We start from the raw sequence: 16530 nt of genomic DNA on the forward strand, positions 1-16530 counted from the left end.
TCCACTGATACTGTGGCGACGGTGATTTCATTCAACCTGATTGTCGGGGCATGTCCGCTCGCCAACACCTGTAAGGCTCTTGGTTCGTCGTCTGTTACAACCTCAGATTGACGTTGTCAGTAGAATAGTAAGCCTGCCAAACGTGATGGCGCTTTATGAGGAGTGGTTACCGCCTGCATCGAAAAAATATCTTTGCCATAGTCCTTGCACAACTGACGGTATCCCCCCGCCTGCTTAATAATCAAAATCTCAGCTATAGACAGAAAAAGAATATCTATAGTTATTTAAGTACCTTCGCCTGCCGAGAGCTCTCACATACACTCGCGAAATTACTATAAATTCCATCCGCTTGGAGAGTTTTGATGAAAGCGTTCGTTCCCTCTTTGGTGTTTTTGGCCGTGGCGGCCAGTTTCAACGCACAGGCAGCAACCCCGGCAAACACGTTGGTGATCGCCCAGTCCATCGATGACGTGGTCAGTTTTGATCCGGCCCAGGGTTTTGAGTTAACCACGGTGCAGTCGTTCAACAGCCTCTACCAGCGGCTGATCCAATCCGATCCCAAAAATCCTATCGAACTCAAACCGACGCTGGCCAGCGAATGGCAGGCGGGCAGCGATAACCGCAGCCTGACCTTCACTCTGCGGCCGGATGCCAAATTTTCCAGCGGCAATCCGCTGCGCCCGGAAGACGTGATTTTCTCACTGTCGCGGGTAGTGAAACTGAATCTGGAACCCTCGTTTATCCTCACCCAGTTGGGCTGGGACGCCAAGAACGTCGACCAGCACCTGACCAAGGTGGATGACAGGCGGGTCAAAATAAGCTGGAGCGAAAACGTCAGCCCAGCCTTTGTGCTTAGCCTGCTTTCGGCGCCGGTGTCTTCTATTGTCGATGCCAAAGAAGCCTTGTCGCATCAGCAGGGGGATGACCTGGGTCACCAATGGCTGAACAGCCATTCCGCAGGTAGCGGCCCGTATAAAATTCGCACCTACGTACCGCACGAAGTTGTAGTGCTCGACGCCAACCCAAGTTCACCGGAAGGCGCCCCGACGCTGAAGACTATCCTGATCAAGAACGTGCCGGATCCGGCCGCGCGTCGGTTGCTGATCGAACAGGGCGACGCCGATATCGCGCGTAATCTGGGTGCAGATCAGATGGCGGCGCTGAAAGGCAAGCCGGGCGTCAAGCCGTTGGCCATCCCTTACGCCTCACTTTATTTCCTGCAGTTCAACGCCAAGGCGTCACCGGCGCTGGGCAATCCGGCGTTCTGGGAAGCCGCGCGTTGGTTGTTCGACTATAAAGGCATTGCTGACGATCTGCTGAAGGGCCAGTTCCAGACCCATCAGGCGTTTCTGCCGGAAGGTTATCTGGGCGCACTGAAAGATCGCCCATACAGTTTTAACCCGCAAAAGGCCAAAGAGATCCTGGCGAAGGCCGGCCTGACCAACGTCAGCTTCAAGCTGGACGTCAACAATCAGCCGCCGTACCTGGATATCGCGCAGGCCTTGCAAGCCAGCTTTGCCCAGGGTGGGGTGAAGGTGGAACTGGTGCCGGGCCTCAGCGCGCAGGTTTCCACCAAGGTGAAATCCCTGAACTATGACGCGACCCTGACCTCCTGGGGGCCAGATTATTTTGACCCGAACACCAACGCCGCCGCCTTTGCCTATAACCCGGAAGACGGCAGCAAAACGCTGGCCTGGCGCGCCAACTGGCAGATCCCTGCGCTAAGCAAGCTGACGCTGGCAGCCACGGCGGAAAACGACACCGCCAAACGGGTTGCGGATTATCAACAGCTACAGCAGGCCGTGCAGCAGAGTTCGCCGTTTGTCATCGGCCTGCAGGCTCGCAGCCTGATTGCGGTACGTGACAACCTGAAAGGCTACGAGCAGGGCATCAACCCTGACATGGTGTTCTACAGCAAGGTCAGCAAGTAATGATAAGCCGTACCGCTTCCGCCGGGTTCGCCCGGCACAGTTGGCGTTGGGGACGCCGGCTGCTTACCGGCTTGCTGTCATTGGCGCTGACGCTGCTTGGGCTGCTGCTGTTCACCTTTATGCTCTCGCATCTGGCGCCGATCGATCCTACGTTGCAGATCGCCGGCGATCATGCCAGCGAGGCCACCTACGCACAGGTCCGTCACGACCTGGGGCTGGATCAGCCGTTGCCGGTGCAGTTCTGGCGCTATCTGGTGCACCTGGCGCACGGGGATATGGGGATATCGCGCATTACCGCGCAGCCGGTGCTGAGCGATCTGTTGCGTACCTTCCCGGCCACGGTGGAACTGGCGACCTGCGCCATTATCCTCGGTGCGTTCGGCGGCATTACGCTGGCGTTTTTGGCGGTGATAAAACCGGGCAGTTGGCTGGATAACGCCGCGCGCCTGCTGTCGCTGATCGGCTATTCGGTGCCGATTTTCTGGCTCAGTCTGCTGGGGCTGCTGCTGTTTTACGCCACGCTGCACTGGTCGGCGGGGCCGGGGCGGCTGGACGATATCTACCTTTACAGCATGGAACCGCGCAGTGGATTTGTGCTGATCGACACCTGGCTGTCCGGCGATCGCGACATGTTCTACAACGCCATCAGTCACCTGTGGTTACCGGTGGTGGCGTTGGCGCTGTTGTCGATGGCGGGTATCACCCGCTTGCTGCGGGCGGCGATGCTGGAAGAGTGCAATAAAGAGTACGTTACCCTGGCGCGATCCAAGGGGGCCAGCCGTACGCGTATTTTGGTGCGACACGTGTTTCCCAACGTGCTCGGCACGCTGATCACCGTTCTCTCCCTGTCCTATGCCAGCCTGCTGGAAGGGGCGGTGCTGACCGAAACGGTGTTTGCCTGGCCGGGCGTGGGGCGTTACCTGACCACCGCGCTGTTTGCCGCCGATACCCCGGCCATTCTTGGCGCTACCTTGCTGATTGGCACCTGCTTTGTGGTGTTGAACGCGCTGGCCGATGCGCTGACCTATTTAGTGGACCCGCGAACCCGATGAGCCAATATCTTTCTGAACATGAACCCCAGAGCGAACCTGCGGTCGGCTACCGCCAGCGCGGCAAGCTCACCACGCTGACGCTGGGGGCGACGCTGGTGGCTGTGCTGATCCTGACCGCGCTGCTGGCTCCCTGGCTGGCGCCTTTCGACCCTAACTTGCAACACATCGAACTGCGCCTGTTGCCGCCGTCCTCCGGGCATTGGCTGGGGACCGACGGCTTTGGTCGCGATCTGTTATCGCGCGTGATTTATGGTGCACGGCCAACGTTGATCCTGGTGTCGTTAATCCTGCTGCTGACCATCCCGATTGGGCTGTTGGTGGGCATCAGCGCCGGTTATCTCGGCGGCTGGGTCGAGCGTATTCTGATGCGCGTCACCGATATTTTTCTGTCATTGCCCAGCCTGGTGATTGCGCTGGCGTTTGTCGCGGTATTGGGGCCGGGGCTGATGAACGGCGCACTGGCGCTGGCCTTGACCAGTTGGCCGGCTTTTGCCCGACAAGCCCGGGCGGAAACGCTGGCGCTGCGTCGCAGTGACTATCTGGCGGCGGCGCGTATGCAGGGCATCGGTGGGCTGCGGCTGATGGCGGGGCATATTTTACCCCTGTGCCTGCCAAGCGCAGTGGTGCGTGCGGCGCTGAGTTTGGGCGGGATAATTCTTTCCGCCGCGGGATTGGGCTTTCTCGGCATGGGCGTGGCCCCGCCGACCGCCGAGTGGGGCTCGATGGTGGCCGAGGGCAGCAAAGTGATTTTTGATCAGTGGTGGGTCGCCGCTGCACCGGGCGGGGCTATTCTGTTCGCTAGCCTGGCCTTTAACCTGCTGGGCGATGGCCTGCGCGATAAAATGGATCCTCGTCATGGACATTGATAACCCATTATTGACCGTCGAACGCCTGTCGGTGCTGTTACCGGCCTCGCCACCGTTGGTGAAAGGCATCTCTTTCAGCATGGGACAGGAGCGGCTGGCGCTGGTGGGGGAGTCCGGTTCCGGCAAATCCCTGACCGCCCGCGCCCTGATGGGGCTGTTGCCACCGCCGTTACAGCTGCAGGCGCAGCGTCTGACGCTGGGCGACGACGATCTGACGCGCTTGAACGAGCGCCAGTGGAACCGGCTGCGCGGGAACAAGGTGGCCATGGTGATGCAGGATCCCAAGCACGCGCTGAATCCGACCCAGCCGATTGGGCGTCAGGTGGAGGAGCCGCTGCTGTTGCATACCCGCCTGGGCCGCGCCGAGCGGCGGGAGAAGGTGCTGGACATGCTGGCGGCGGTTGGCTTGCCCGATCCGCAGGCGCTGAGCCAGCGCTATCCGCATCAGCTGTCCGGCGGCATGGGGCAGCGGGTGATGTTGGCCATCGCATTAATCAACGATCCGCAGCTGTTGATTGCCGACGAACCGACTTCGGCACTGGATCACCAGATGCGCGATCAGGTGTTGCAACTGATCGAAAATCTGGTGGAGCAACGTAATATGGGCCTGATTTTGATCAGTCACGATTTACAGCAGGTGGCGCACTACTGCGAACGGGTGCTGGTGATGTACAAGGGCGAACTGTTGGATCAACTGCCTGCCGATCGTTTGGCCTCCGCCACCCATCCTTACACGCGCACGTTGTGGTCATGTCGGCCAAGCCGCGAGACTCACGGCAAAACGCTGCCGATCCTGGATCGCGCACTGCTGGAGTCACTGAAATGAGCCTGATTACCCTGGAAAACCTCAGCGTCAGCCACCGCCAGGGCTATGAGATACGCACCGTGGTGCATGATGTCAATCTGCACATCGAACCGGGCGAGTGCTTCGGCCTGGTTGGCCCGTCCGGCTGCGGCAAGTCATCGCTGCTGTGGGTGTTGGCCGGGCTGAATGAAAGCTGGAGCGGCGGTTTTCAACTGCTCGGCCGTGATTTGCAACCGGGCCGTCCTTTTACCGGTGATCTGCGGCGTGAGGTCCAGATGGTATTCCAGGACCCCTATGCCTCGTTACATCCCAAGCACCGATTGCTGCGCACGCTGGCGGAACCCCTAAAGTTGCTGAAAGAGCGCAATATCGAGCAGAAAATCAGCGCCGGTTTTCGCCAGGTGGGGCTGGATCCCAGGCTGTTGGACCGTTATCCGCACCAGCTTTCCGGCGGGCAACGTCAGCGGGTGGCGATCGTGCGCGCGCTGTTGCTGAAACCAAAGCTGTTGTTGCTGGATGAACCGACTTCGGCACTGGACATGTCGGTGCAGGCGGAAATCCTCAACCTGCTGAACGAGCTGAAGCAGGCGGGCGATCTGACGATGATCCTGGTCAGCCATGATGCCGACGTGATTGACCACATGTGCGATCGTTCGGTGGCGATGGCGCATGGCCGGTTGGTGAACTGAAATCAGCCTGCCGTTCACTCGGCGGGCTTATTCATCTGCGTAATAAATAAAGCAATTTATAGTCGTTCTTCTGCTAAGCCGCTGCCCCTACACTCGCCAAATAACGCATCCGCGTGACTCTGGAGAGTGCATCAATGAAACGGCTAATCCCAACGTTATTGTTCAGTGCCCTGGCGGCGAGCTTCGGCGCACAGGCCGCCACCCCGAAAGACACGCTGGTGGTGGTCAGTTCGCTGGAAGGCATCATCAGTCTCGATCCTGCCGAAAGCTTTGAAACCGTCAGTTCGGCCAACCTGGTCAATCTGTATCAGCGCCTGCTGACACCGGATCGCACCACGCCGGAAAAGCTGGCGCCGGAACTGGCCAGCAGTTGGCAAACGGGGGCAGACGGCCACAGTTTGATATTTACCCTGAACGCCAAACAACGGTTTGCCTCCGGCAACCCGGTACGCCCGGAGGATGTGATCTTCTCACTGGTGCGGGCGGTGAAACTGAACAAGGCACCGTCGTTTATCCTTGGTGAATTCGGCTGGACGCCGGAAAACGTCGAGAGTCAGTTGAAGAAACTGGGCGATAACCAGGTGCAGCTAAGCTGGTCGGCGAATATCGGCAGTGGGCTGGCACTGCGGCTGTTAACCGCGCCGGTGGCGTCGATAGTCGATGAAAAGCTGCTCAGCCAGCACGGTCTGCAGGGGGACTTCGGCAATGCCTGGCTGCGTTCGAACTCAGCCGGTGCCGGCCCTTATCGCGTCAGCAACTATGTACCTCACGAGGCGCTGTTGTTCAGCCGCAATGATTACGCTCAACCGCTGGCCAAGCTGAAAACGGTGTTGCTGAAAAACGTCAGCGATGCCGGCACCCGCCGTTTATTGCTGCTGAAAGGGGATGCTGACGTGGCCTACGATCTGGGGGCCGATCAGTTCAACTCGCTGCGTAACGAAAAGGGCATCAGGATCGAGCAGCGTGATTCAGCCAAAGTCTATTACCTGGGGTTCAATACCGGCAGCAAGCAGGTACCGGCTTTGAGTAATCCGGCCTTGTGGCAGGCGGCACGCTGGCTGGTGGATTACCAGACGATTGCCGACAACCTGTTGAAGGGGCAGTATCGCGTACACCAGGCATTCCTGCCGCAGGGGTTGGATGGCGCCTTGGATAATCAACCTTTTAAGCTCGACGTGGCCAAAGCCAAACAGATTCTGCATGACGCGGGTATCGCCGAAGGAACGCGTATTGATCTGATCGTCATCAATCAGCCGCCGTATACCGATATCGCCCAGGCACTGCAGGCCAGCTTTGCCAAGGCCGGTTTGCAGTTGGACATTCATCCGGTAGTGGAGAGCGATCTGTGGGGCAAAATGCGCGGCCGTGATTTCCAGGCCATCTTCACCTACTGGGGGGCCGACTATCTGGATCCTAACACCAACGCCAGCGCCTTCGCCTACAACGTGCCGAATGGGCCGAAAACCCTAGCCTGGCGTACGCAATGGAACATCCCGACATTGAGTGCGGAAACCCGTGCAGCCGCGGCAGAGGGGGATGCTGCAACCCGCGCCGCGCGTTACGTCACGTTGCAGCGCGAACTGCAGACCAGTTCCCCTTACGTTGTGGCCTTACAGGGGCAAACCCTGGTGGCGCTGCGCGATAATGTTAAAGATGCGCATGTGGATATCGCCAACAGCATGCTGTATCTGGATCGCGTGAGTAAGTAGGCCACCCCGGCACCGGTTATTGACCGAAACGACCGATAATGCCCGCACCGCCCTTGGCGTGGCCCTGCAATTTTTCCAACAGCTGTTCGCGGGTTAACCCTGGCCCCAGCGCATGCGGCGGGAGATCGGTGGCGATCAGCACGAAGGTATAGTGGTGCAACCCAGAGCCTGCCGGTGGGCATGGGCCGTGATACACCGCGGTACCCGGTGAGTTCTTGCCGCCGACAAAGCCTTTGCCCTGGGTAAGATCGCCTTCAGCGAAACCCTGAGCCGTGGCTGGAATACCGTAGGCCACCAAGTGGCTGGCGCCCAATCCGGCACGGCCTTCGGGATCGGACACCAGCAAGGCGAAGCTGGTAGTGCCCGCCGGCGGGTTGGCCCAGTTCAGAGCAGGTGAAACATTGTCGCCGGTGCAACTGGCGTTGCCCGGGGTGGCCCCGGCATATTTCTGGGCCAGCATGCCGCCATCCTGAAACGCCGATGAGCTGAGAGTAAAGGTACCGGCAGCCTGCGCCGCGAACGACAGCGAACCGGAAAGTAATGCCGCGCTGAGCGCGAGAGCAGATAAACCACGACCGATCATACAGCCTCCTGTGTTTGGTTAAATAAAGCATAGTGGTGCAGAGACAGGCTCGCTATAACAGCCTGGCCAACAGTCGGCTATAACAGCGCCAACCACGGCATTAATCCGCCATGGGGGTGAAATAAGCTGAAATGAGAGAATTTCCCTTGATGAAGGGCGTGATATCCATGTCGGCCATCGAAAGCAGGGTAAACCAGCCGGAAAGCGCCAGATAAAGGCCGAACGGCAGCGGGGCATCTCTGCCGGTGCTGCGGCGTAACTGGGCCACAATCGCAACGCATAAGCCTGCCGTGGCTGCGCCGGTCACCAACATCGGCAGGGCAGACCAGCCACTCCAGGCCCCCAGGGCCGCCAGCAATTTAAAGTCGCCCTGGCCGATACCCTCCGTTTTCCGCCGAAGGCGATAAAGGGCGTTAAGCCACCATAGCGACAGATAGCCGGCGACGGCCCCGATCACTGCTTCGTCGAGCGAGGTAAAGCAGCCTTGCTGATTGGCCAGCAGTCCGGCCCATAACAGCGGTTGCGTCAGGCGATCCGGTAACAGCCTGTGCCGCCAGTCGATAAGCGCCAGCGCGAGCAGCAGGGTCGCCACCGGCAGCAAGCTGATTCGCTGTAGCGGCGATAGGCTAAAAGGCAATGCCGCCAGTCCGGCGCAGGCGGCTATCAACATCAGAGTGCGGGTTTTTAGCGGCGGCAGGCGTTGCCCCACGTCCTGAGGCACGGAATGCATAAGCCATCTGGCGAGGACCGCCGACAGTAACATGGCCATAATAAACAGGCCGCGAAACCAGAGGTCCCCCTGCGGTTCGTTAAACATAAGCATCCTTGCTGAACTGAAATTAACGTTCAAAATAGCGGCAAAATGGGTTTTACAGCAGAGCAGGTGCCAGGTAATGACGCGCTTTGCGCAGGCGTTCGCAAAGCATTGTTTATAGCCAGGTAAAATACATTGAAAATGAGAGTTTCCGCGCATAATCAACGTATTACTGCGTTTTATGAAAAGATGAATGCCGATTAATCAGGCAAAATCTGCGATGAAATTTAGTGAATTTATCCTGACCGACGGAGAGTGTTCGGCGCGTTCGGGAATGACCACGCTTTGCAAGGCAATATCAACCGCAATTGTGACGTTGTCACATAATAAACTGAGGTTTATCTGATGGTTTATCATCAGAAACCGATTAGAATTTGGGGTTCATGATGCACTTTGGCGCCCCGGTACCCGACAGGGGCAATACCCCGGTTGTTCGCTGTGCAAAGGTCGTTGTTCTGCTGCCTGGAGTGGCCGCAGCAAAAAAGGTTTTTCCGCCCACTCTCGGGATGAGGGAACGGCGGTGGTGTAATGACTGACGTTATTCTTAAAGCGCGTAACAGATTGAAAAAAGCCGTTGATTTCCTCTCACTCCCTGCCCGTTTACCGGCGGTGGGTTTGGCGTGGCTGTTGGGCAGCTTGCCCGCCGGTGCCGAATCTCCCCCTGCGCCGCCCTCGGTTAGCCATCAAGCGAACGCAAACGACAACTTGCCCGAGCTGGGGGGCAACGCCTCGAATGACGCAGAGCGAGAGAAAGAGTGGGCCACCATGGCCAAACAGCTGGGTGAGCGTAACCTGAATAATGTCTCCGGCCAGCAGGTGCGAACCCGCGCCGAGAGTTACGCGGTAGGGCAAGCCAGTGAGGTGCTGCAACAACAGGCACAAGAGCTGCTGTCACCGCTGGGCACCGCCAAACTGTCGCTGGTAATGTCCGACCAGGGGGATTTTTCCGGCAGCAGCGGCCAGCTGTTCAGCCCTCTGTATGACGTTAACGGCTTGCTGACCTACAGCCAGCTCGGTCTGCTGCAGCAAAGCCAAGGTTCATTGGGTAACTTTGGCCTTGGGCAGCGTTGGGTCGCCGGTGATTGGCTGCTGGGGTATAACACGGTGCTCGACAGCGACTTCAAGCGCAATCAAAACCGCGCCAGCCTGGGGGCCGAAGCCTGGGGTGACTTCCTGCGTTTTTCCGCCAATTATTACTATCCGTTATCGGCACTGGCGCAACAGAAGGATAACGCCGAATTTCTCAGTCGTCCGGCAAGCGGTTACGACATCACCACCCAGGGCTACCTGCCGTTTTACCGCCAGATCGGCGGCTCTCTCAGCTACGAGCAGTACTGGGGGGAGAACGTCAACCTGTTTGGCAGTGGTAAAAAACAAAACGACCCGCGCGCCATGCAACTGGGGGTGAATTACACGCCGGTGCCGCTGGTGACGGTGAAAGCACTGCACAAGATGGGGGAAGGCGGGGTGAGCCAGGATCAGGTCGAACTGGCGCTGAGCTATCGCCTTGGTGTGCCGCTGGTAAAGCAGATATCCCCGGAGTATGTGGCCCAGGCCAAATCGCTGCGCGGCAGCCGCTATGACAATATCGAACGGAAAAATGTCCCGGTAATGGAATTCCGCCAGCGTAAAACGCTGCAGGTCTTCCTGGCCACGCCGCCCTGGAGCCTGCAACCGGGGGAAACGCTGCCGTTGAAGCTGGAGATTAAAACCACCAATAAAATCACCCGCGTCAGTTGGCAGGGGGATACCCAGGCACTTAGCCTGACGTCGTCGCAAAACAGCAACGATCCACACGGCTGGAGCCTGATTGTGCCGCAGTGGGATGACACGCCGGGGGCGGAAAACCGCTACCGTTTATCGGTCACGTTGGAAGATGACAAGCAGCAATTGGTGACGTCCAACTGGATCCAACTGCAGGTGACGCCGCCGCTGACCGCCTCTTCCGGGGAGGGCGAGGGTTTGCCGCCGCCAAAAACGCTGCAAACGCCCACCATTCCGGCAGAGACCGGGCCGTTGAACGGCGCTGACTAGCCGTTTTTGCCCTGCAGTACCCACACGGCGGCCTCAACGCGCGATTTCAGCTTCATTTTTTTCAACAGGTGTTTGACGTGCACCTTGACAGTACTTTCGGTGATGGTCAGCCTGCGTGCGATCATCTTGTTCGGCAGACCCTGGGCAATCAGTTTGAGAATATCGCGCTCGCGCGGTGTCAGTTGCTGAATATCCCGTTCGGCGCTCGGGCGGTTTTCACGCAGGCTGGCGGCCAGAATGGGGGTTAAGGCCTCGCTCAATACCATCTGGCCTGCTGCAGCCTGGTGCAGCGCCTTCAAAAGTTCCTCTGGCTCCATGTCTTTTAGCAGGTAGCCGTCTGCGCCGCGTTTTAGCGCGCTGACCACGTCATCTTCGTGATTCGACACGCTAAACACCACAATGCGGCCAGAAAGCGCGGTCATGCGCAGGCGATCCAACGTTTCCAGCCCGTTGATGCCAGGCATATTCAGATCGAGCAGGATCAGGTCAGGATCGTGCTCCTCGGCCAGCGAAACACCTTGTTCACCGTTGCCGGCTTCGGCAATCACCTGCAGGCGCGGGTCCATGCCGATAAGCTGTTTTACGCCGTTGCGCAGCATCGGGTGATCGTCAATCAATAAAATGGTGGCGGCAGTTTCGGTCGTCATGGTTTCTCCCATTAGTCGATGGCGTGGTTGTCCGGCTTGAATACCACCCGGACTTCGGTGCCGCCGCCGTTGCGGGGCAAAATTTCGCAGCGGCCGTGCAGGCTTTTGGCGCGATCGCGCATGATGATCAGGCCATAGTGATCGGGGCGAAGAGTATCTTGAGGCAGGCCGCAGCCGTTATCGCAGACGCTCAGGGTGACTTCGCCCCGTTGATTGATCACCTGAATGCTCACCTGGCTGGCCTGGGCGTGTTTATGGATATTGCTGAGCGCTTCACGGGCAATCTGTAGCAGGTGGATAGCCTGATAAGTGGGCACGGTGCGCGGCGTCAACTGATAGTCGAGGCTGATGGGAATGCCCAGCCGTTGGCTGAACTCCTGCACCGTTGATTGCAGCGCCGCCAGCAGCCCCGGTTCTGTCAACCTCAGGCGGAAGGTGGTCAGCAGCTCGCGCAGTTGGCGATAGGCAATGTTAAGTTCCTCTCGCATCTGTTGCACCAGCCCCAGGTTGGCGGGGGAAAGTTCCGCGCCCTGCATTTGCAGGCAACTGAGTTGCATCTTCAGGCACGACAGCGACTGGGCGATAGAGTCATGCAGTTCACGCGCTATCGCCGCACGCTCTTCCATCAGCATCAGTTGCTGCTGGTGATCAACCTGGCGTTCAATCGCCAGCACGCTGGTCAACTGCTCCACCAGGGTGTTCATCAACTGTTTATGGTCGTCATTCAGCGGGCGCTGTGGCGGATGTTGCGCGACAATCACCCCATAATCTCCCAGCTTGTCGCTCAGGCTCCAGCTCAGCGATGGGTGGCTGGCATGCTGTTGCTCGTCGTCGTTCAGGCAGGCGCTGCACACCGGATTATTGCAGTACTCCGGTCGCAGAGGCTGGTTGCCGCTCAACTGCACAAACTGCTCCTGGCTGTTGTTTTCATACAGCCGCACCTGAATGGCGCGCAATGGCGTCAGGGTTTGCAATTGATTGAGTATTGGCGTCAGGCGGCTGCACAGCGGTTCATTGGCGTGCAGTTGCCGGCTGGCGCGGTACAAAAAGCTCAATACCTGATTTTTTTGCTGCAGATCGGCAGTTTTCTCCGCCACCCGTTGCTCCAGCCCGCTGTACATGGTGGCCAGTTCGTCGGACATGGTGTTTAACGCGCCACCCAGTGAGGCCATTTCATCCTGGTGGCCACGTTGGGTGAAGCGGCGGCTGAAATCGCCGCGGCCCACCGACAGCGCCATCGCCACCAATTGCCGCCAGGGATGCAGCAGGCGCCGGCGCAGGTAACAAATGGTACCTACCAACAGCAGCAGCGTCAGGGCAATAAACACCGCCTGCACCAGCGTCACCGTCAACAACCGACGTTCGGTATGACGGTCGATGTCCGAGACCAGCGCGTCCAGCAGGGTGACGAAATGTGCTACCTGCGGCGCAGCGTCGGCGGGTTGGCGGGCCTGGTGCAATTGCGGCAGCAGCGTCAGTCGCCAGTAGTCGTGCAGCGCCTGAAACTGTTCGGTTAAGCCTTCTTGTTCCAGCGGGCGTTGCAGGTCGGGGCTGTTGGCATCCTGGTCCAGCTCGCGTATCAGGGATTCGCTGCGCGCATCCAGCGGCACCTGGGCCAGCAGGCGATAGCTCTGCATCCGCAGTGAACCGGCTTTGTTGATGGCGTGGGCGTTGCCCTGAATGCTTTGTGACATCCAGGCGGAAATGCTCATGCCAGCCACGCCCAGTATGCCGAGCAGCAACATCAAAATGGCCACCTGGTTAACGATGGAAAGTGGAGCTAACAGGCGTTTCATAGGCTTTGGATCCCCGGCGCATAGCAAAACAACGGCTGGAAACCAGAGGGCGAAAGCGGGTGGTGCCAGCGAAGGTGGTAACGATTCCGCGTTATTTTTCATCATACCCAGGCATAACCCCATACCTCTAACGAAGTACCCATTAGTTTCCGCTCGGCAATATGGCACCGTGGCAGCGGTATGGGGTGATTTTCAATCGCTTGATTTGTTTTGCTTTTAGCGGCGTTAGCGGCTTACTCATAAAGGGATGGCGAGCATTTTCCGGCAACTGGCTACCTGCATCCGGGTTGATTTACATCAACTTTGCCGTAGGGGGCGCCGCCTAGGGTGAGCGAAGTTATCACCCTGTGTCTGAGGTTTTTTATGTCGCAATCAGCAACGTCATTATCAAAATCAAAAAAAACAGGCGCGGTTATTCAGGACTGGCAGCCTGAGGATGCCGCATTTTGGCAGCAACGTGGCCAACGTATCGCTAACCGCAACCTGTGGATTTCCATTCCTTGCCTGCTATTGGCCTTCTGCGTCTGGATGCTGTTTAGCGCGGTGGCGGTCAATTTGAACAAGGTAGGTTTCAATTTCACTACCGATCAGCTGTTCCTGCTTACCGCGTTACCTTCTGTTTCGGGTGCCATCCTGCGTGTGCCTTATTCATTTGTGATCCCGATGTTCGGCGGGCGTCGCTGGACGGCCATCAGTACCTGCTTCCTGCTGGTACCCTGCCTGTGGCTGGGTTTCGCGGTACAGGATGCCACTACCCCATATGGCGTGTTTGTCATTATCTCATTGTTGTGTGGTTTTGCCGGTGCCAACTTTGCTTCCAGCATGGCCAATATCAGCTTCTTCTTTCCCAAGGCTAAACAAGGCGGTGCTTTAGGCCTGAACGGAGGGTTAGGCAACCTGGGCGTGAGTGTGATGCAGTTGGTGGCCCCACTGGTCATATCCGTCGCTGTCTTTGGCGCGTTTGGCGGGACGGCACAGCAGCAGCCGGACGGCAGTTCACTGTGGTTGGAGAATGCGGCCTGGATCTGGGTACCGTTCTTGTTGGTCGGCACGCTGGCAGCCTGGTTCGGCATGAACGATCTGGCGGCCTCTAAAGCGTCGTTGCGTCAGCAACTGCCGGTACTCAAACGGGGTCACCTGTGGGTACTGAGCCTGCTGTACCTCGCCACCTTTGGTTCCTTCATCGGCTTTTCCGCCGGTTTCGCCATGCTGTCTAAAACCCAGTTCCCGGACGTGGTCATTCTGCACTATGCCTTCTTTGGGCCATTCCTGGGGGCGCTGGCCCGGCCGGTAGGCGGCGCGTTATCTGACCGCTTTGGCGGTATCCGCGTCACGCTGATTAACTTTGTGCTGATGGCGGTGTTCGCCGCCATGTTGTTCCTCACTTTGCCGGGGGCAGGGCACGCAGGATCGTTTATCGCGTTTTACAGCGTCTTTATGCTGTTGTTCCTCACCGCCGGGTTGGGCAGCGGTTCTACCTTCCAGATGATTGCGGTTATCTTTCGCAAAATCACCGTCGATCGGGTTAAGGCGGCCGGGGGCAGTGACGAAAGTGCTCAGCGCGAAGCTGTCACCGACTCTGCCGCGGCATTGGGCTTCATCTCAGCGATTGGCGCCGCCGGTGGCTTCTTTATTCCACAGGCCTTCGGTACCTCATTGGCGCTGACCGGTTCGCCGGCGGGCGCCATGAAAATCTTCCTGGTGTTTTATGTGGTGTGCGTGTTGGTGACCTGGTTCGTTTATGGCCGTAAAAGATAGCCAGCTACTGACAATTTCTGCGCCTGCTCGTCAGGGGAGGCGCTTTTTATCCCTCGCTTTAAGTGAAGCTTTTTACTTCCCCAGTGAAATCCTCGTAGTTTTAGGTAATATTCTTATTATCACGCACTGCTTTTTCCTTTGTTTATAGATGTATCTCTCCCACTTTGATTTTTTTCCTGTCTTTGCGAAAAATGTTATTCCGACATTATTTTTTCATTTTTACGTCGAATTCCTTACGAAAATAACGCACCGTGAATGCTGCCTTGTACGGCAATGAAATTCTGTTTCTTCAGGCTGGCAGAGATTCATTTCATCAAGTTAACAATACGCCTTTGTATTTGATGCTATATTTTAACCAAGCATTCGGAGAGAGGCTAAATCAGATAACTCTCATTCTGTTTTAGCAGGCTTTTTGTAGGCTATCTGACAATCAGATTAGGTGGAAAAACAGATGATATTGTTTGATGTCAGGATGAAATTTCATAATTTCATTTAACTAACATTTGTTTAACATTTTTATATTTTTTGTTTTAAAACAATAAGATAGTTGAGTTTTATTGCCGGAAATCATGATGAGAAACCATGTTTCCAACAGGGAAATAAAGTCATTCAAAGAAACATAGCCTCCTTTTGAGCGATGTTGTAAAAAATGAAATCAGTAATTTTTTATAAAAATAAATATCCCATGAATGCAACCTGTTGAGTTTACATTTAATTTCTTGAACATTTTTTCATATTTCTATACAAAGTGTGCAGGACAGGCACGCTAAGGAAATTAAAAGTGAATCTTGATAAAAGAATAAAGATTAGGAATCTAGATGTTCTGACACCGTCCAGGGAAAAATTCCGCCTACGTTGGAAGGAGTATCAGATACTTTCACTTCTTGTCGCCAGATCCCCAGAACTGGTTAGCCGTACGGAAATTATAGAAAACATTTGGAAAGGAACTTATTGTTCGGATTCAACGATAAATCAAACAATTAAATCAATTCGTCAAAAGATCGGTGATGCCGAGCATACGCTTATCAGAACCATTCCTCGCTTAGGTTATAAGGTGGAAAACAAGGCCGTTTTTCACTTTATTTCTGAAGAGGAAGAATATGCCGACGATGAAATATGGGGTGGCGACACTGACGATAATAAAGATATTCAAGCGGAACTTTCTGAAAGTAACGATAAGCCGGATGAAACTCTTGCTGAAGAAATAGAGCTTAATGATGAAAACATGGCTCCCGTTGATCCTCCTGTCGTACCAGTAACGCTTAAAAATACGTCAATCAGAAAAAAGATACCGGCTTCGGCGGGTTTTTTCTCTGTGCCTGCCGTCAGAGTTGTGAAATACCTGTCAGTATTCGTGTCGTTGCTCATTATTTCACATTTCTCCTACGTGCTGGGGAATCAAACCCGCCCGCCGATTATCAATGATATTCAAAACAATACCCGCGTAGTGCTGACGTTGACGCTGAATAACGCCCGTACCAACAGCCCGCAAACCCTGCTTTGTCTGTATCAGGGCGAAAGTCTGGAACAGGCAACCATCGAGTGCGTCGACCCTAAGCAAGGAAGGTTGAAACAGCCGGTGAAATACGAAACTTCAGATGCGCAAGGGACGGGTAAGATTAATCTCATACTGCCGAATAAAACCATGGAATATCAGGTCGCTTATGATGTTAAAAATTAGCACGCGATGATATTTCACCTTTGTCGATAATTTTACATTTGGCACATATTTTTATTTCATTATTTGTTATTTGAAAGCCGGGTCCGTTTTGTCCAGTCTGGTTTCCATGTTCTAACGCGAATTAGCGTCCTGCCTCAATGGTGTGGTGGGGAATAATGGATAAAC

General features: G+C 56.2%; 13 protein-coding genes. 9 read left to right on the forward strand and 4 right to left on the reverse strand.

The genetic code is table 11. The features are described from left to right. Nucleotides 1-362 precede the first annotated feature (362 nt). The 6 genes from ACMGG1_RS09170 to ACMGG1_RS09195 all read left to right on the forward strand — a co-directional run bounded on the left by ACMGG1_RS09170 (nucleotide 363) and on the right by ACMGG1_RS09195 (nucleotide 7052). The gene (locus ACMGG1_RS09170; RefSeq protein ID WP_149572757.1) at nucleotides 363-1931 is read left to right on the forward strand and encodes an ABC transporter substrate-binding protein; all 1569 of its coding nucleotides are present in this window, start codon (nucleotides 363-365) and stop codon (nucleotides 1929-1931) included. Beyond that, nucleotides 1931-2983 carry an ABC transporter permease gene (locus tag ACMGG1_RS09175; protein ID WP_020827464.1) on the forward strand — a complete coding sequence of 351 codons (1053 nt, stop codon included), beginning with the start codon at nucleotides 1931-1933 and terminating at the stop codon, nucleotides 2981-2983. The genes ACMGG1_RS09170 and ACMGG1_RS09175 overlap by 1 nt, the downstream gene beginning before the upstream one ends. Next, on the forward strand, nucleotides 2980-3849 hold the full coding sequence (locus ACMGG1_RS09180; RefSeq protein ID WP_020827463.1) for an ABC transporter permease: 870 nt from the start codon (nucleotides 2980-2982) through the stop codon (nucleotides 3847-3849). Before ACMGG1_RS09175 ends, ACMGG1_RS09180 begins: the two co-directional genes overlap by 4 nt. Further along, nucleotides 3839-4675, forward strand: a complete 837-nt coding sequence (locus ACMGG1_RS09185) for an ABC transporter ATP-binding protein (RefSeq protein ID WP_130016319.1) — start codon at nucleotides 3839-3841, stop codon at nucleotides 4673-4675. The genes ACMGG1_RS09180 and ACMGG1_RS09185 overlap by 11 nt, the downstream gene beginning before the upstream one ends. Further along, nucleotides 4672-5343 carry an ABC transporter ATP-binding protein gene (locus tag ACMGG1_RS09190; RefSeq protein WP_128864756.1) on the forward strand — a complete coding sequence of 224 codons (672 nt, stop codon included), beginning with the start codon at nucleotides 4672-4674 and terminating at the stop codon, nucleotides 5341-5343. Before ACMGG1_RS09185 ends, ACMGG1_RS09190 begins: the two co-directional genes overlap by 4 nt. 134 nt (nucleotides 5344-5477) lie before the next feature. Further along, nucleotides 5478-7052 carry an ABC transporter substrate-binding protein gene (locus ACMGG1_RS09195; RefSeq protein WP_414161314.1) on the forward strand — a complete coding sequence of 525 codons (1575 nt, stop codon included), beginning with the start codon at nucleotides 5478-5480 and terminating at the stop codon, nucleotides 7050-7052. 16 nt (nucleotides 7053-7068) lie between these two features. Here the strand turns inward: ACMGG1_RS09195 and ACMGG1_RS09200 are convergent, their stop codons facing one another. Beyond that, nucleotides 7069-7635, reverse strand: a complete 567-nt coding sequence (locus ACMGG1_RS09200) for a YbhB/YbcL family Raf kinase inhibitor-like protein (RefSeq protein WP_020827459.1) — start codon at nucleotides 7633-7635, stop codon at nucleotides 7069-7071. A gap of 100 nt (nucleotides 7636-7735) precedes the next feature. Continuing rightward, nucleotides 7736-8365: a prepilin peptidase gene (locus ACMGG1_RS09205; RefSeq protein WP_232807797.1), complete on the reverse strand. Its 630-nt coding sequence runs from the start codon at nucleotides 8363-8365 to the stop codon at nucleotides 7736-7738. 612 nt (nucleotides 8366-8977) lie between these two features. Between ACMGG1_RS09205 and ACMGG1_RS09210 the strand changes: the two genes are divergently transcribed. Continuing rightward, nucleotides 8978-10483 (forward strand): YchO/YchP family invasin, encoded by a 1506-nt coding sequence (locus ACMGG1_RS09210; protein WP_128864754.1) that lies wholly within the window; start codon nucleotides 8978-8980, stop codon nucleotides 10481-10483. Here ACMGG1_RS09210 and narL read toward each other — a convergent pair. Further along, complete coding sequence (gene narL, locus ACMGG1_RS09215) at nucleotides 10480-11130, reverse strand: two-component system response regulator NarL (RefSeq protein WP_020827456.1); 651 nt, start codon at nucleotides 11128-11130, stop codon at nucleotides 10480-10482. The two genes, ACMGG1_RS09210 and narL, sit on opposite strands and share 4 nt — an antisense overlap. Nucleotides 11131-11141: 11 nt before the next feature. Beyond that, a complete protein-coding gene (narX, locus tag ACMGG1_RS09220) occupies nucleotides 11142-12926 on the reverse strand; it encodes a nitrate/nitrite two-component system sensor histidine kinase NarX (RefSeq protein ID WP_410528789.1) in 1785 nt (594 codons plus the stop codon). A 363-nt stretch (nucleotides 12927-13289) separates the two neighbouring features. Here narX and ACMGG1_RS09225 point away from each other — a divergent pair, with 363 nt between their 5' ends. Continuing rightward, nucleotides 13290-14684, forward strand: a complete 1395-nt coding sequence (locus ACMGG1_RS09225) for a NarK family nitrate/nitrite MFS transporter (RefSeq protein WP_122079679.1) — start codon at nucleotides 13290-13292, stop codon at nucleotides 14682-14684. Between the two features lie 781 nt (nucleotides 14685-15465). Then, nucleotides 15466-16365, forward strand: coding sequence for a winged helix-turn-helix domain-containing protein (locus ACMGG1_RS09230; protein WP_122079678.1), 900 nt, complete (start codon nucleotides 15466-15468; stop codon nucleotides 16363-16365). Nucleotides 16366-16530: the final 165 nt, after the last annotated feature.

Origin of the sequence: Serratia sp. BNK-12 (genome assembly GCF_047456085.1) — a bacterium.
GTDB classification, from domain to species: Bacteria; Pseudomonadota; Gammaproteobacteria; order Enterobacterales; family Enterobacteriaceae; genus Serratia; species Serratia liquefaciens.

Bases quoted from the DNA above. Each gene is read 5' to 3' on its own strand.
- ACMGG1_RS09170 (WP_149572757.1), top strand. From the start codon at position 363: ATGAAAGCGTTCGTTCCCTCTTTGGTGTTTTTGGCCGTGGCGGCCAGT.
- ACMGG1_RS09175 (WP_020827464.1), top strand. From the start codon at position 1,931: ATGATAAGCCGTACCGCTTCCGCCGGGTTCGCCCGGCACAGTTGGCGT.
- ACMGG1_RS09180 (WP_020827463.1), top strand. From the start codon at position 2,980: ATGAGCCAATATCTTTCTGAACATGAACCCCAGAGCGAACCTGCGGTC.
- ACMGG1_RS09185 (WP_130016319.1), top strand. From the start codon at position 3,839: ATGGACATTGATAACCCATTATTGACCGTCGAACGCCTGTCGGTGCTG.
- ACMGG1_RS09190 (WP_128864756.1), top strand. From the start codon at position 4,672: ATGAGCCTGATTACCCTGGAAAACCTCAGCGTCAGCCACCGCCAGGGC.
- ACMGG1_RS09195 (WP_414161314.1), top strand. From the start codon at position 5,478: ATGAAACGGCTAATCCCAACGTTATTGTTCAGTGCCCTGGCGGCGAGC.
- ACMGG1_RS09200 (WP_020827459.1), bottom strand. From the start codon at position 7,635: ATGATCGGTCGTGGTTTATCTGCTCTCGCGCTCAGCGCGGCATTACTT.
- ACMGG1_RS09205 (WP_232807797.1), bottom strand. From the start codon at position 8,365: ATGCATTCCGTGCCTCAGGACGTGGGGCAACGCCTGCCGCCGCTAAAA.
- ACMGG1_RS09210 (WP_128864754.1), top strand. From the start codon at position 8,978: ATGACTGACGTTATTCTTAAAGCGCGTAACAGATTGAAAAAAGCCGTT.
- narL (WP_020827456.1), bottom strand. From the start codon at position 11,130: ATGACGACCGAAACTGCCGCCACCATTTTATTGATTGACGATCACCCG.
- narX (WP_410528789.1), bottom strand. From the start codon at position 12,926: ATGAAACGCCTGTTAGCTCCACTTTCCATCGTTAACCAGGTGGCCATT.
- ACMGG1_RS09225 (WP_122079679.1), top strand. From the start codon at position 13,290: ATGTCGCAATCAGCAACGTCATTATCAAAATCAAAAAAAACAGGCGCG.